Source organism: Rhodoferax sp. GW821-FHT07F03 (assembly GCF_059418745.1).
The window spans coordinates 155,596-170,229 of record NZ_JBWKQM010000012.1 but is presented as its reverse complement, the minus strand read 5'-3'; the positions used below and the strand labels follow the sequence as shown (position 1 = coordinate 170,229).

At 64.5% G+C, this 14,634-nt stretch carries 9 protein-coding genes and 1 other RNA gene; 5 read left to right on the top strand and 5 right to left on the bottom strand.

The window, feature by feature from the left end:
• Nucleotides 1-6 precede the first annotated feature (6 nt).
• The 4 genes from AC07R0_RS19460 to AC07R0_RS19445 all read right to left on the bottom strand — a co-directional run bounded on the left by AC07R0_RS19460 (nt 7) and on the right by AC07R0_RS19445 (nt 9,278).
• A complete protein-coding gene (locus tag AC07R0_RS19460; protein ID WP_495106062.1) occupies nt 7-1,380 on the bottom strand; it encodes an efflux transporter outer membrane subunit in 1,374 nt (457 codons plus the stop codon).
• Nucleotides 1,370-4,477, bottom strand: a complete 3,108-nt coding sequence (locus tag AC07R0_RS19455; protein WP_495106061.1) for a multidrug efflux RND transporter permease subunit — start codon at nt 4,475-4,477, stop codon at nt 1,370-1,372. The genes AC07R0_RS19460 and AC07R0_RS19455 overlap by 11 nt, the downstream gene beginning before the upstream one ends.
• Before the next feature lie 106 nt (nt 4,478-4,583).
• The gene (locus tag AC07R0_RS19450) at nt 4,584-7,724 is read right to left on the bottom strand and encodes an MdtB/MuxB family multidrug efflux RND transporter permease subunit (RefSeq protein WP_495106060.1); all 3,141 of its coding nucleotides are present in this window, start codon (nt 7,722-7,724) and stop codon (nt 4,584-4,586) included.
• A 12-nt stretch (nt 7,725-7,736) separates the two neighbouring features.
• A complete protein-coding gene (locus tag AC07R0_RS19445) occupies nt 7,737-9,278 on the bottom strand; it encodes an MdtA/MuxA family multidrug efflux RND transporter periplasmic adaptor subunit (protein ID WP_495106059.1) in 1,542 nt (513 codons plus the stop codon).
• A gap of 220 nt (nt 9,279-9,498) precedes the next feature.
• Here AC07R0_RS19445 and AC07R0_RS19440 point away from each other — a divergent pair, with 220 nt between their 5' ends.
• Nucleotides 9,499-9,942, top strand: a complete 444-nt coding sequence (locus tag AC07R0_RS19440) for a VOC family protein (RefSeq protein WP_495106058.1) — start codon at nt 9,499-9,501, stop codon at nt 9,940-9,942.
• A gap of 46 nt (nt 9,943-9,988) precedes the next feature.
• Here AC07R0_RS19440 and ffs read toward each other — a convergent pair.
• Nucleotides 9,989-10,085: signal recognition particle sRNA small type (gene ffs / locus AC07R0_RS19435), an RNA gene on the bottom strand.
• Between the two features lie 119 nt (nt 10,086-10,204).
• Between ffs and dnaX the strand changes: the two genes are divergently transcribed.
• The 4 genes from dnaX (at nt 10,205) to AC07R0_RS19415 (ending at nt 14,624) form a co-directional block, all read left to right on the top strand.
• Complete coding sequence (gene dnaX / locus AC07R0_RS19430; RefSeq protein WP_495106057.1) at nt 10,205-12,028, top strand: DNA polymerase III subunit gamma/tau; 1,824 nt, start codon at nt 10,205-10,207, stop codon at nt 12,026-12,028.
• Between the two features lie 177 nt (nt 12,029-12,205).
• Nucleotides 12,206-12,538, top strand: coding sequence for a YbaB/EbfC family nucleoid-associated protein (locus AC07R0_RS19425; protein WP_315204821.1), 333 nt, complete (start codon nt 12,206-12,208; stop codon nt 12,536-12,538).
• An 87-nt stretch (nt 12,539-12,625) separates the two neighbouring features.
• Nucleotides 12,626-13,216, top strand: a complete 591-nt coding sequence (gene recR / locus AC07R0_RS19420) for a recombination mediator RecR (protein ID WP_495096551.1) — start codon at nt 12,626-12,628, stop codon at nt 13,214-13,216.
• Between the two features lie 361 nt (nt 13,217-13,577).
• Complete coding sequence (locus AC07R0_RS19415) at nt 13,578-14,624, top strand: ABC transporter substrate-binding protein (protein ID WP_495074648.1); 1,047 nt, start codon at nt 13,578-13,580, stop codon at nt 14,622-14,624.
• Nucleotides 14,625-14,634 lie beyond the last annotated feature (10 nt).

Sequence of the window (14,634 nt, the reverse complement as noted above, 5' to 3'; positions counted from 1 at the left end):
GCCGGGCTACCAGCGCCCGGCGATGTTCTTGAACAGCTGGTTGCTGGCCGCCAACAGGCGGTTTTGCACGTCCAGCAGGCTGCGTTGGCCAGACAGTACGCTGGCCTGGGCCGTCACCACTTCCAGATAGCTCACCGTACCGCTCTGGTACTGGTTGTTCACGATGTCCAGCGCACGCTGCGCGGCAGCCACGGCCTCGGTCTGGAGTGCGGCCTCTTGTTGCAGGCTGGCGGCGATGACCAGGTTGTCTTCCACCTCTTGCAAAGCCGTCAGCACCGTCTGGCGGTAGTTGGCCGTGGCCGCATCGGTACTGGCACGGGCTGAATCCACATTCGACTGCCGCAAGCCGCCATCGAACGCCGCCAGGGCCAGCGAAGGCCCGAGCGACCACAGCAGATTCGGCGCGCTGATCAAATTCGCCAGGCTGCTGCCGCGGTAGCCCGCGCTGGCCGACAGGGTCAGTGCCGGGAAGAATGCGGCCTGCTCCACGCCAATTTGCGCGTAGGCGGCGGCCACTCGGCGTTCAGCTGCGGCAATGTCCGGCCGGCGCTCCAGCAACTTGGATGGCAGCAGCGTGGGCACGGCCGGGGTCTGCGGCAGGGTGGCGGTGCGCGCCAGCTGGAAGTAGGCGGGCGCCTGGCCCAGCGCCACCGCCAGCGCGTGCTCCAGCTGGGAGCGGTTACTGTCGGACTCCACCAGCTGGGCGGCCGTGGTCTTGAGCTGGTTTTCGGCCTGCGCCACATCGGATGCCGCAGCAACGCCGCTGCGGTAGCGGTTGCGCGTCAGGTCCAGTGAGCGCTGGTAGGCCTGCAGCGTGCTACCCAGCAAGGCCGATTGGGTTTCCGCTGCTCGCAGCGAAAAGTAGGTTTGGGTTACGGTGGCGTGCAGTGACAGGCGTGCCGCCGCGAGGTCGTCCTGGCTGGCCTGCAGCCGGGCCTGGTCGGCGCTGACCGCACCCGACAGGCGCCCCCACAGATCCAGCTCCCAGCTGGCGCTGCCTGACAAGGTGATGCTGTTGTTCGCGGATGTACCCGGACTGGCGCTGCGGCTGGCCGTCAGACCGGCGCCCAGCGTGGGACTTAGCGCCGCGCGGCTGCTGCCCACGGCGGCCAAGGCCACCCGCACCTGGGCGGCGCTGGCCAGAATGTTCTGGTTGGCTTCCACCCGGGTTTGCAGATCGTTGAGTACGGGGTCGTTGTACAGCTGCCACCAGGCGTCGGGCACCGCTGCCGCCTGCGGGTTGGCACTTTGCCAGTTGCCGTTTTCCTTGAATGCCGCGGGTACGGCGGTGGCAGGGGCCTGGTAGGGCGGTGTGCTGCTGCAGGCGGCCAGCAGGGCTACGGCCAGGGTCGTCAGCGGGTAAAAAACTCTAGGCAGCATCGCTGGCACTCCGAACAGAAACAAAAGAGGGCTTGCGCCGGCCTTGGAAGCGGGTACGCAGCCGGTCTATGGCCACGTACACCACGGGCGTGGTGTACAGCGTCAGCAGCTGGCTCAGTATCAGCCCGCCCACCACGGCAATGCCCAGGGGCTGGCGCAGCTCAGCACCGTCGCCCCGGCCCAGCGCCAGCGGTACGGCGCCCAGCAGGGCGGCGGCGCTGGTCATCAGGATGGGGCGCAGACGCAGCTGGGCCGCCTGGTAGATGGCCTGGGCGGCGCTGATGTTGGAGCGGCGCTGTGCTGCAATCGCAAAGTCGATCATCATGATGGCGTTCTTCTTGACGATGCCGATCAGCAGGATGACGCCGATCATGGCGATCAGCGAGAACTCGGTGTTGAACAGCTGCAGCGCGATCAGCGCGCCCACACCGGCCGAGGGCAGGGTGGACAGGATGGTGATGGGATGCACCAGGCTCTCGTACAGAATGCCCAGCACCAGGTAGATGGTGACCAGGGCCGCCAGTATCAGCATGGGCTGGGTACTCAGCCCGTCCTTGAAGCTCTTGGCCGTGCCCTCGAAAGAGCCGCGTATGGACACCGGCACGCCCAGCTCGGCAATCGCATTGGTGATGGCGTCCGTGGCGCTGGACAGGCTGCCGCCTAGCGGCAGGTCAAAGCTTATGGTGGTGGCCGGGGTGCCGCTCTGGTGGTTGATGGACAGCGGAGCCAAGCCTAGCTGGGTGCGCGACACGCTGGGCAGCGGCACCGCCTGGCCGGTGGCGGAGATCAGATTCACATTGGCCAGCGACTCGGGCCCTTGCAGGTATTTGTCCTGCAGCTCCATCACCACCCGGTACTGGTTCAGGGGGTTGTAGATCACGCCCACCTGGCGCTGGCCAAAGGCATCGTTCAGCGTGGTGTCGATGCCGCGCACGGTCAGGCCCAGGCGGGCGATGGCGTCGCGGTCATAGACCACCGAGGTTTGTATGCCGCTGTCCTGCTGGTCGGAGTTCACGTCCTCCAGCTCGGGCAGGCGCGTCAGGGCACCGCGTATGCGTGGCTCCCAGGCGCGCAGGTCTTCCAGGTCGTCGGACTGCAGGGTGTACTGGTAGCTGGAGTTGGACTGGCGTCCGCCCACGCGGATGTCCTGCTGCTGCGACATGAACAGGCGCGCGCCGGGCTCCTTGGCCAGCTTGTTGCGCAGCCGGTCAATCACCTCGTCGGCAGACTCCTTGCGCTCGGAGCGTGGCTTCAGCGCCATGAACATCTGCGCCGTATTGCGCTGGCTGCCGCCGGTGAAGCCGGTCACGTTCTGTACCGCCGGGTCGGCCTGCACGATGGCCAGAAAGCGCTCCAGCCGCTGGCGCATGGCCTGGAACGAGGTGGACTGGTCGGCGCGGATGAAGCCGTTCACACGGCCCGTGTCCTGGGTGGGGAAGAAGCCTTTTTCAATGCTGCCGTACAGGTGCACATTCAGTGCCACCACCGCTACCAGGGCCAGCTGGGTCAGCGGCTGGTGGCGCAGCGCCCAGGCCAGAGAGTGGCGGTAGCCGCGCAGCAAGCGAGCCTGGGCCGCGCCCAGCCAACGCGTGAGGCGGGACGGGTTGGCATTCTTCACCTGCGGCCGTAGCAGCGCCGCGCACATCATGGGCGTGGTGGTCAGCGACACCACCATGGACACGAGGATGGACGCCGACAAGACCACGGCAAATTCGCGGAATAGCCGCCCCACCACACCGCCCATCAGCAAGATGGGGATGAACACCGCAATCAGCGACAGGCTGATGGACACCACGGTAAAGCCGATCTCGCGAGCACCCTCCAGCGCCGCCTGGCGCGGCGACTTGCCGTGCTCCATGTGGCGGGTGATGTTCTCCAGCACCACGATGGCGTCGTCCACCACAAAGCCGGTGGCCACGGTCAGCGCCATCAGCGACAGGTTGTCCAGCGTGTAGCCGCACAAGTACATCACCGCGAACGTACCTGCCAGGGACACCGGCACCGCCACGCTGGGCACCAGGGCCGCACGCGCGTTGCGCAGGAACAAAAACACCACCATTACCACCAGCGCCACAGAGATCACCAGCGCGTGCTCCACCTCGCGCAGGGATGCGCGGATGGTGGGCGTGCGGTCAGACACCACGTCCAGGTCGATGGCGGCGGGGATGGTGCTTTGCAGATGCGGCAGCAGGGCGCGCACCTTGTCCACCGCGTCGATGATGTTGGCGCCGGGCTGCTTGTACAGCAGCAGCAGGATGGCGGGCTTGCCGTTGGCCACGCCGTAGTTGCGCACGTCTTGCACTGAATCTGTCACCTCCGCCACATCCGACAAGTGCACGGCGCTACCGTTTTTGTAGCTGACGATGAGTGGCGCGTAGTCTGCAGCGGTGCGCGCCTGGTCGTTGGCGGTGATCTGCCAGCTGCGCTGGCCATCGTCCAGCAGGCCCTTGGGGCGGTTGGCGTTGGTGGCGGTCACGGCCACGCGGATGTCGTCCAGCGCAATGCCATTGGCCGACAGGCGGTTCGGGTCCAGCCGGATGCGCACGGCCGGCAGGGCGCCGCCGCCCACGTCCACCTGGCCTATGCCCTCCACCTGGGCCAGGCGCTGGGCCAGCACGGTGGAGGCCGCGTCAAACATCTGGCCGCGCGTCAGCGTGGCCGAGGTCAGCGACAGAATCATCACCGGCGCATCCGCCGGGTTCACCTTGCGGTAGGACGGGTTGCTGGGCATGCCCGTGGGCAGCAGGCTGCGGGATGCATTGATGCCCGCCTGCACATCGCGCGCCGCGCCGTTGATGTCGCGGTCCAGGTCAAACTGCAAGGTGACGCGGGTGCTGCCCAGGGACGAGCTGGAGGTGATTTCCGTCACCCCGGCAATCGCCCCCAGCGCCCGTTCCAGCGGCGTGGCCACGGTGGCGGCCATAGTCTCCGGGCTGGCGCCGGGCAGGGAGGCCGATACCGAAATGGTCGGAAAGTCCACCTGCGGCAGTGGTGCCACCGGCAGTAGAAAGAAGCTGAGGATGCCGGCGATGGCGATGCCCAACGTCAGCAAAATGGTGGCGATGGGGCGCTGGATGAAGGGGGCGGAGAAGTTCATGCCTGCTCCCCCTGCGATTTATAAGAAATAGGCCTCTGGCGCGAGTAGTACCTGCGCAGGCAGCTATTTATTCCATAGCAAGTGGGTGCGTGTGGCATGGCCTGCATCACGCCACCCCGGTGCCTCGCCAGGCGCGCCAGCGCTGCGCCAGGCCGGTAAAGCCTAGGTAGATCACCGGCGTGGTGAACAGCGTCAGCAGCTGGCTGACGATCAAGCCGCCCACCATAGTCACGCCCAGCGGGTGGCGCAGCTCGCTGCCCACGCCGGTGCCCAGCATCAGCGGCAGTGCGCCCAGCAGGGCCGCCAGCGTGGTCATCAGAATCGGGCGGAAGCGCAGCAGGCAGGCCTGGTGGATGGCGGCGCGTGGGCTCAGGCCCTGTTCGCGCTCGGCGTCCAGCGCGAAGTCGATCATCATGATGGCGTTCTTCTTCACGATGCCGATCAGCAGCACGATGCCGATGATGGCGATGATGTCCAGGTCCAACCCAAACAGCAGCAGCGCCAGCAGCGCGCCCAGCGCGGCCGAGGGCAGGGTGGACAGAATCGTCACCGGGTGGATGAAGCTCTCATACAGCACACCCAGCACGATGTACATTGTGACGATGGCCGCCAGTATCAGCAGCAGCGTGTTGTTTAGCGAGGCCTGGAAGGCCAGCGCCGCACCCTGGAAGCTGGTTTCTATGCTGGCCGGCAGTTGCAGCGTGGCCAGCTCGGACTGGATGGCGCTGACCGCCTCACCCAGCGAATGGCCCGGCGCGGCATTGAAGGACAGCGTGGCCGAAGGGAACTGGCTGGCATGGTTCACCGCCAGCGCAGCCGGCCTTTCAATCACCCGCGCCACGGCAGACAAGGGTACCTGCACGCCGGCGGTTGCGCCCGGCACATACAGGCCGGCCAGGGCCTGCGGCCCCAGCTTGTCGTGCGGCGGCACCTCCAGCACCACGCGGTACTGGTTGGACTGGGTGTAGATGGTGGACACCAGGCGCTGGCCAAAGGCGTTGTACAGGGCCGTGTCGATGGTGGCCACGCTTACACCCAGTTGGCTGGCGGCGGCGCGGTCTATTTCCACATAGGCCTGCAGGCCCTGGTCCTGCACGTCGCTGCCCACATCGGCCAGCTGCGGCAGGCCGCGCAGGCGGCGCAGCAGCTCGGCGGCGTTGCTGTTGAGTTCGTCAAAGTTGGGGCCGGACATCAGGAACTGGTACTGCGTCTTGGCGATGCGGTCCTCGATGGTGAGGTCCTGCACCGGCTGCAGATACAACTCGATGCCGGCCACCTTGCGGCTGGCTTGCGACAGGCGCTGCAGCACTGCCGCCGCCGACTCGCCGCGCCGCGCCTTGGGCAGCAGATTGATCAGCATGCGGCCCTGGTTCAGCGTGGTGTTGGCACCGTCCACACCGATGAAGGAGGACACGCTTTGCACAGCATGGTCTTTCAATATTTCCTCCGCCAGCGCCTGCTGCCGATCCGCCATGCCAGCGAAGGAGGTGCTTTGCGCCGTCTCTGTCATGGCCTGGATCACGCCCGTGTCCTGCAGGGGGAAGAAGCCCTTGGGCACCACGAAGTAGAGCAGGCCGGTCAAGGCGGCCGTCAGCACAAACACTATCAGCGTCGCGGCCTGGCGTGCCAGCACCCAGTCCAGAGCGCGACCGTAGCCGTGGATCAGCCGGTCAAAAAAGCGGCCCGTGGCCTGGTAGATGCGGCCATGGCTTTCCTCGGGCGTATGCTTGAGCAGGCGTGCGCACAGCATGGGCGTGAAGCTCAGCGACACCACGGCCGAGATCAGGATGGACACGGCCAGGGTGATGGCGAATTCATGGAACAAACGCCCCACCACATCGCCCATGAACAGCAGCGGTATCAGCACGGCAATCAGCGAAATCGTCAGCGAGATGATGGTGAAGCCGATCTGCTTGGCGCCCTTGAGCGCGGCGGCCATGGGCTTTTCGCCTTGCTCCACATAGCGGGCGATGTTCTCGATCATCACGATGGCGTCGTCCACCACGAAGCCGGTAGAGATAGTCAGCGCCATCAGCGTCAGGTTGTTGATGGAAAACCCGGCCAGGTGCATTACGCCAAAGGTGCCTACCAGCGACAGCGGCACGGCCAGGCTGGGGATCAACGTGGCCGAGCCGCTGCGCAGGAATACAAAGATCACCGCCACCACCAGCGCAATCGCCAGCAGCAGCTCGACCTGCGTGTCTTCCACCGATGCGCGTATGGTCACCGTGCGGTCGGTCAGTATCTGCACATCCAACGAGGCGGGCAGGGTGGTTTGCAGCTGGGGCAGCAGGGCCTTGATGCGGTTGGCCGTGTCGATCACATTGGCGCCGGGCTGGCGCTGGATGTTCAGGATGATGCCGGGCAGGGATTGGCGCTGCGAGGCCTCGCAGCGGCCCGCGGCGGTGGCCGGGCAGACGCCGGCCCAGGCGGCCAGGCGGTTGTTCTCGGCGCCGTCCACCACGTTGGCGATGTCGCGCAGGCGGATCGGCGAGCCGTTCTTGTAGGCCAGTATCAGGTCCTGGTATTCGGCGGCGGAGCGCAGCTGGTCGTTGGCATCGATGGTGGACGCGCGCTGCGGGCCGTCAAAGCTGCCCTTGGCCTGGTTGTTGTTGGCATTGGTGATGGCGGTACGCACATCGTCCAGCGCCAGGCCGGCGGCGGCCAGCGCGCCCGGGTTGGCCTGGATGCGCACGGCGGGGCGGCCGCCACCGGCCAGCGCCACCAGGCCCACGCCGGGCACCTGCGACAGCTTGGGTGCCAGCCGGTTTTCCACCAGGTCGTGGACCCGCGTGATGGGCAGCGAGGGCGAGGTGATGGCCAGCGTCAGGATGGGCGCGTCCGCCGGGTTCACCTTGCTGTAGGTGGGCGGCATGGGCAGGTCGCTGGGCAGCAGATTGCTGCCGGCATTGATGGCGGCCTGTACCTGCTGCTCGCCTACGTCCAGCGACACATCCAGCGAAAACCGCAGCGTGATGACCGAGGCCCCCCCCGAGCTGGCCGAGGACATCTGCGCCAGCCCCGGCATCTGGCCAAACTGGCGCTCCAGCGGCGCGGTGACGGAGGATGTCATCACGTCCGGGCTGGCACCGGGGTAGAGCGTGGTGACCTGGATGGTGGGGTAGTCCACTTCGGGCAGGGCCGATACCGGTAGTAGGCGGTAAGACAGCAGACCGGCGATCAAGATCGCCACCATCAAGAGCGATGTAGCGACCGGACGCAGGATAAATATGCGGGACAGGTTCATGGTGCCCCGGCTTTATCCGCCGCTGGATTCGCGCTGGCGACGGCGTTCGCGGGCTTTGTCGATGAAATCCTTGCGTTCCTCGGGCGTCATTTTTAGGAACTTTTCCTGCTCCTCGGGCGGCAGCCGGTCCAGCCAGCGTGGGCGCTCGGCACTGCTGGCGGCGCCGGAAGCGGCACTGGCGGATGCTTCTGTTTTTGTAGCTGCCTGCGCAGAGTTTACCTGCGCTGGAGGCGCATTTTGTATAGAGGATGATGTAGCATCCGCAGGGGCTGACGCGTTCTTGCGGCGCGGCCTGCCGGTGTCGTTATTGGCGTTGGCGGAAGGTGCGGCAATCACCTCCACCTTGGCGCCGTCACGCAGGCGGTCGGCGCCGTCGACGATGACCTTGTCGCCCACCGACACGTCACCCTGCACGCTGACCACATCGCCGTCGGTGGTGCCCATGCGCACCTTGCGCACGTTGACCGTGCCGTCGTCCTTTACGGCGTAGACAAACGTGCCCTGGGCACCGCGCTGGATGGCGCTGCTGGGCACCACCATGGCGCCGCTCAGCACGTCCAGCTGCAGGCGCACATTGACGAACTGGTTGGGGAACAGCTTGCCGTCGGCATTCGCAAACGCGGCCTTGAGCTTGATGGTGCCGGTGGTGGTGTCGATGGCGTTGTCGGTGCTGGTGACCTGGCCCTGGCCGAGCAGGTTTTTCTGCTCGCGGTCCCAGGCCTCGACCTGCAGCGGCGTCTGGGTTTTCAGGCGGCGGTTGATGACGGGAAGATGGGTTTCGGGCACCGCAAACACCACGTTCAACGGCTGCGTCTGGGTGATGCTGACCAGGCCGTTGGTATCGCTGGTCTGCACCATATTGCCCACGTCCACCTGGCGGAAGCCCAGCCGCCCGCTGATCGGCGCGGTGACCTGGGTGTAGGAGAGCTGCAGCTTGGCGTTGTCCACCTGGGCCTGGTCGGTCTGCACCGTGCCCTGCAGCTGGCGCACCAGTGCGTCCTGCGTGTCCACCTGCTGCTTGGCAATGGAGTCCTTGGCCAGCAGGTCTTTGTAGCGCTCCATGTCGAGCTGGGCGTTGCGCAGCTGGGCCTGGTCGCGCACCAGCTGGCCTTGCATCTGCGCCAGCTGGATCTGGTAGCTGCGCGGGTCGATCTGCGCCAGCACCTGGCCGGCCTTGACCATCTGGCCTTCCTGGAAGCGCACCGACTGCAGCACGCCCGACACCTGTACCCGCACGACGGCCGTATTCAGCGCGCTGATACTGCCAATGGCCGGCACCAGTACCCGCACGTCCTGGGCTCGCACCGTGGCTACCGACACCGGCTGTACCCGGTTGTTGCCCGTGAAGCGCCGGGCGCCGCTGGCAGCACCTGCGGGCGCGCTGGCGGCACTGGCCGGCCCGGCGGCGTTGCTAAGCGCCGGGTTGCTGCGCTGCCCCCACCACCAGCCCCCACCCGCCGCGGCGGCCACCAGTACCAACACACCCGCAAAGCGGATGCTGGAGCGCCCCTGTTGCTGTGTTGCGCCGTTGTCAGTCAAGAGGGAGTGGGTCATGGGGCAGTGTGCAGAAGAAGAGGGTCAAACCGCAGAATGTGCGCATACTACGATGTAGAAGTATCGCCGCATGTGAAGCCCATATGAAGTCGCCAGCTTTTACGCCCGGTTTACCTTGGCAGCGCCGGCAAAGTTCTGAGCGCTATGTAATAGATAGCTGCTGGCACAGGTGTTATCTGCGCTGAAAGCCTTTTTAATTCAAACCAGTGAGAGGGAGCCCATGGCAGAAGTGGTAGGCATAGACCATATCTATATCAGTGTGTCGGACATACAGTGCTCCGAGCCGTTTTACGACCAGGTGCTGGTGCAGGCCCTGGGATTTCGCAAGAGCAGCTTCACACTGGCGGGCGACCCGCACATCCAGTATTTCAACCGCCACTTCGGCTTTGTGCTGCGTCCGGCACGCAGCCAAAGTCTGCACGATGCCTATGCCCCGGGCTTGCACCATTTTTGCCTGCGGGTGGACAGCATTGCCGAGGTGCACGCCGTGGCCGACCAGCTGCGCAGCGCCGGCATAGACGCCAGCGAGGCCAAGTTGTACCCCGAATACGCGCCCGACTACACGGCCACGTTTTTCAGCGACCCCGACGGTGTGCGCCTAGAGGTGACCAACTACCGTCAGGAGCGCCGTGATCGCTTCGCGCACTGGGATGCGTTGGAATAGAGGGGAATGTGCGGGGCAGCATGCAGATGCTGCCGCAAAAAAGAAGGTTGACGAGCCTTGACCCCGGCACTGGCTCCACAGTTAGAGCTGCTTGGTTCCCCACCTGACTCGGTTGGCCGCTTTACCATGCGGGAAGGCCCGTCAAGGCATATTGTAAGCCAAGGGCATGGCCTTTCTGGTTCGAGGTGTATGAAAAGCTGAGCCGCCTGTGGCGAGCGCTGCGGCTGAAAAACGGGGTGACGCTGCCCCTTAGAATCCAGCCATGTCTTATCTCGTGCTTGCCCGCAAATACCGTCCGCGCAGTTTCACTGAAATGGTGGGGCAGGAGCACGTGGTGCAGGCTCTCAGCAACGCGCTGACCACCCAGCGGCTGCACCATGCCTACCTGTTCACCGGCACCCGCGGTGTGGGCAAGACCACGGTCTCGCGCATCCTGGCCAAGTCGCTGAACTGCCAGGGCCCGGATGGTACCGGCGGTATCACGGCCAGCCCCTGCGGCGTGTGCCAAGCCTGCCGAGATATCGATGCTGGCCGGTTTGTAGATTACACCGAGCTGGATGCGGCATCGAACCGAGGCGTGGACGAGGTGCAGGCCCTGCTGGAGCAGGCCGTGTACAAGCCTGTGCAGGGCCGCTTCAAGGTCTTCATGATCGACGAAGTGCACATGCTGACCAACACCGCGTTCAACGCGATGCTGAAGACGCTGGAAGAGCCGCCCGAATACCTGAAGTTCGTGCTGGCGACCACCGACCCGCAAAAAGTACCCGTTACCGTGTTGTCGCGCTGTCTGCAGTTCAATTTGCGTCCGATGGCGCCCGAAACCGTGCTGTCGCACCTGACCCAGGTGCTGCAGTCTGAAGGCGTGCAGGCCGAAACTAGTGCTTTGCGCCTGTTGTCGCGCGCCGCGCGCGGCTCCATGCGCGATGCCTTGTCGCTGACCGACCAGGCGATTGCCTTTGGCAGTGGCCAGCTGGAAGAGGCCACGGTGCGCCAGATGCTGGGCAGCGTGGACCGCAGCTATGTGTTCCGACTGATCGAAGCGCTGGCACTGGCCGATGGCAAGACGGTGGTGGAAACGACCGAAGCTCTGCGCCTGAATGGCCTGAGCGCGGCATCCACGCTGGAGGAAATGACCAACGTGCTGCAACGCATGGCTGTGATCCAGGCCGTGCCTGAAAAAGCCCAGATCGCAGACGACACCGACCCCGAAGCCGCCGATACCGCCCGCCTGGCCGCAGCCATGCCGGCCGACGAAACCCAGCTGCTCTACAGCATGTGTCTGCATGGCCGCGCCGAGCTGGGCCTGGCTCCGGACGAATACGCCGCACTGACCATGGTGCTGCTGCGCCTGCTGGCCTTCAAACCTGGCCAGTCCAAAGCCGCAGCGGAAAAAAAAACTCTGATTGAAGCTGCGCCGCGTGTTGCGCAGGCAGCACCGACACCAGTAGCCGCAGCGCCTGCTGCTGTACCTGTGCCTGTGGCACCTGCTGCACCCGAGCCGTTGCCGCAAGCTGTGGCAGCCCCCGTGGTGCCTGCTCCGCCGCCTGTGTCGGTTGCCCCAGTCATCCAGATGGCGCCCGTACCTGCGCCTATTGCCGTTCCTGAAGCATCGCCCAAGCTATCCGTTCCTGTCACAGCCGTGGAGCCACCGCAGCAAGCTACGTCGGCAGGCCCGGCCCGGGCCACCACTGCCCATGTGCATACGGAGGAGGGTGACTTTTGGCACAGCACGGTGCAACAACTGGTGGCGACCGATGCTGTCACGGGCTTGGCGCGTGAGCTGGCCCTGCAGTCGCAACTGGTATCCCATGTGGACAGCCGTTGGGTCATACGCATAGAGCGTGAGTCGCTTAACCAGCCCATGAGCCGCGAACGTCTGCGCGTTGCTCTTGACGCCGTTGACCCCGGAGCCAGCCTGGACGTGGAGGTCGGCCAGGTGGTGGACAGCCCTGGCCGGCGCAACGCGGCGGCGACCGCAGAAAAGCAACGCATCGCGGAAGAGATCATCCTGGGTGATCCGCTGGTGCAATCCCTGATGCGAGACTACGGCGCGAAAATCGTGCCGGGTACGCTCAAACCTCTGTGATGGCTCACCCCCAGGCTACAGTGCTGCGCATCTTTCGCCAACCCCCTTGCAGGGGGCAACACCTGCAGCCTGGCAAAGCCAGTTCTGCGGTGTTACTGGAAGGTGTATGTTGCGTCTTTAGCGATGGTGATCTATGAAAAACTCTTTTCACCTCAACTTACTAAACTAGGAAAAAATATGTTCAACAAAGGACAACTCGCCGGCCTGATGAAGCAAGCCCAGGCCATGCAGGACAACATGAAAAAGGCCCAGGACGAGCTGGCTTTCATCGAAGTCACGGGTGAATCCGGTGCCGGCCTGGTTAAGGTGCTGATGACCTGCAAGCACGATGTCAAACGCATCACCATCGATCCTAGTCTGCTGGCCGATGACAAGGACATGCTGGAAGACCTGGTGGCTGCCGCCTTCAACGCGGCGGTGCGCAAGGCCGAAGAAACCACCCAGGAAAAAATGGGCAAGCTGACCGCTGGCATGCCTGGCCTGCCCGGCGGCATGAAGTTCCCGTTCTGATCGGGTTTATGCTTTTCAGGCCGCTGGCGCATATGAAATCTGCGTGGGCAGCTACTGAAAATGTAGCGTCCCGCGTGAAGGGCATGCATGTCTGACACCAGTGCGTTGACTGCCTTGATACAAGGCCTGCGCCGCTTACCCGGTGTCGGAGTGAAGTCGGCGTCGCGCATGGCGTTTCATTTGCTGCAGCATGACCGAGAGGGCGCGCAAATGTTGTCGCAGGCCTTGGCCCAGGCTGTGGGCAATGTGCGGCACTGTGAGTTGTGCCACACCTTTACCGAAAACGCTATCTGCGATACCTGCCAGGATGAGGCGCGCGATGCGTCCAAGCTGTGCGTGGTCGAGAACCCCGCTGACCAGTCTGCGGTGGAGCGTACGGCCGCGTACAAGGGCCTGTACTTTGTGTTGATGGGCAAGATCAGCCCTCTGGATGGCGTGGGGCCCAAAGACATTGGTCTGCAGAAGCTGCTGGACCGCGCCAGCAATGGCATCGTGCAAGAGGTGATTCTGGCCACCAACTTCACCGCCGAGGGCGAGGCTACCGCCCATGTGATCAGCGTGGCGCTGAAGGCTCGTGGCTTGCAGGTCACGCGCCTGGCCCGCGGTGTGCCGGTGGGCAGCGAGTTGGAGTATGTGGACCTGGGCACGATTGCCCACGCCTTTGTGGATAGACGTTAACCCTAGGAACGTGTTCACGGTCTCTTTGGGGTTGCGCAGGTGCCTTGTCGGGATGCACTGCTAGGCGCAAAACCCAAGGCAAGGCTGGTGCCTTGCCTGGTTTTGTAACGACGCAGAGCGCCCGACAAGGTGCCTGCCCTTCGGGTTGGGGTGAAATCGGGCGATTTGTCCGCCATAGCCCTTGCATGGGCAGAGAGCCCATGCTGCGGTCTACGACGACCAACTCATCCCGATTGCACCCCAACGCGACCCCAAAGAGACCGTGAACACGTTCCTAACTCGAAGCGTTACGGGCAAACCCGCACGGGGATGGCCCCAATAGGAAACGGGCTGGCGGTCTTTAAGCTGGGTGCATACCATCATGCACCTTACATCCATTCGCCGCCGCACTTTCACCGCTTCCATGGCTGCTTTCGCTACGAGCATGGCAGTTCCGGTGCTGCGCGCCCAGGGTCGTCTGGAGCGCAGCAAAGTTTCCTTGGTGGTGGACGGCGAGGCCGCGCTCTACCATCTGCCGCTGACCATTGCCGACCAGTTGGGCTACTTCAAGAGCGAGGGGCTGGACCTGGATATCAGCGATGTAGTGGGCGGCGCGCGCTCGCCACAGGCAGTGTCTGGCGGCCCGGTGGATGTGTATGCTGGCGCGTTCGAGCAGACCCTGACTTTGCAGGCGCGCAACCAGTATTTCCAGGCATTCGTGCTGCAATGCCGGGCCCCCCAGATTGCGCTGGGCATATCGATCCGCAGCCTGCCTGACTACCGTACGCTGGCCGATCTGAAGGGCAAGCGCATAGGCGTATCGGCGTTGGGTTCGCCAGGCCATACGGTGGCAAATGTTGTGCTTGCCAGGGCGGGTATCCATCCGGGCGACGTGCAGTTCGTGGCCGTAGGGGCGGCGTGGATTGCGGTGCAGGCGCTGCGCTCTGGGCAAATTGATGCAATCAGTAACAGCGACCCGGTCATGGCCATGCTGGAACAAAAGGGCGATATCCGGGTGGTGGCCGATGCGCGCACACTCCGCGGTACCCGCGACGCCATGGGTGGCGGCATGCCCGCAGCCTGCTTGTATGCACCGCTGGACTTCATCCAGAAGAACCCCAACACCGTGCAGGCGCTGGCCAATGGCATGGTGCATGGCCTGAAATGGCTGCAGACCGCCGGCCCGAGCGACATCATCAAGATCGTGCCCGAGAGCTATTTTCTGGGTGATCGCGCCTTGTACCTGGCATCTTTCAACAAGGGGCGCGAGGCCATCTCGCTGGATGGCATGCTGGCCGAAGACGGCGCCAGGCTGGCACTGAAGGCGCTGGGTAGTTTTGACATCAGCATGGGCAACGCCCGCATCGATCTGTCGAAAACCTATACCAACGAATTTGCCCGCAACGCCAAGGAGCGTTTCAAGGCTTGACGCCACAGGG

Coding starts and splice junctions, on each gene's coding strand:
- AC07R0_RS19455 (WP_495106061.1), bottom strand. CDS start 4,477: ATGAACTTCTCCGCCCCCTTCATCCAGCGCCCCATCGCCACCATTTTG.
- AC07R0_RS19440 (WP_495106058.1), top strand. CDS start 9,499: ATGGCAGAAGTGGTAGGCATAGACCATATCTATATCAGTGTGTCGGAC.
- AC07R0_RS19425 (WP_315204821.1), top strand. CDS start 12,206: ATGTTCAACAAAGGACAACTCGCCGGCCTGATGAAGCAAGCCCAGGCC.
- AC07R0_RS19445 (WP_495106059.1), bottom strand. CDS start 9,278: ATGACCCACTCCCTCTTGACTGACAACGGCGCAACACAGCAACAGGGG.
- AC07R0_RS19450 (WP_495106060.1), bottom strand. CDS start 7,724: ATGAACCTGTCCCGCATATTTATCCTGCGTCCGGTCGCTACATCGCTC.
- AC07R0_RS19415 (WP_495074648.1), top strand. CDS start 13,578: ATGCACCTTACATCCATTCGCCGCCGCACTTTCACCGCTTCCATGGCT.
- AC07R0_RS19460 (WP_495106062.1), bottom strand. CDS start 1,380: ATGCTGCCTAGAGTTTTTTACCCGCTGACGACCCTGGCCGTAGCCCTG.
- dnaX (WP_495106057.1), top strand. CDS start 10,205: ATGTCTTATCTCGTGCTTGCCCGCAAATACCGTCCGCGCAGTTTCACT.
- recR (WP_495096551.1), top strand. CDS start 12,626: ATGTCTGACACCAGTGCGTTGACTGCCTTGATACAAGGCCTGCGCCGC.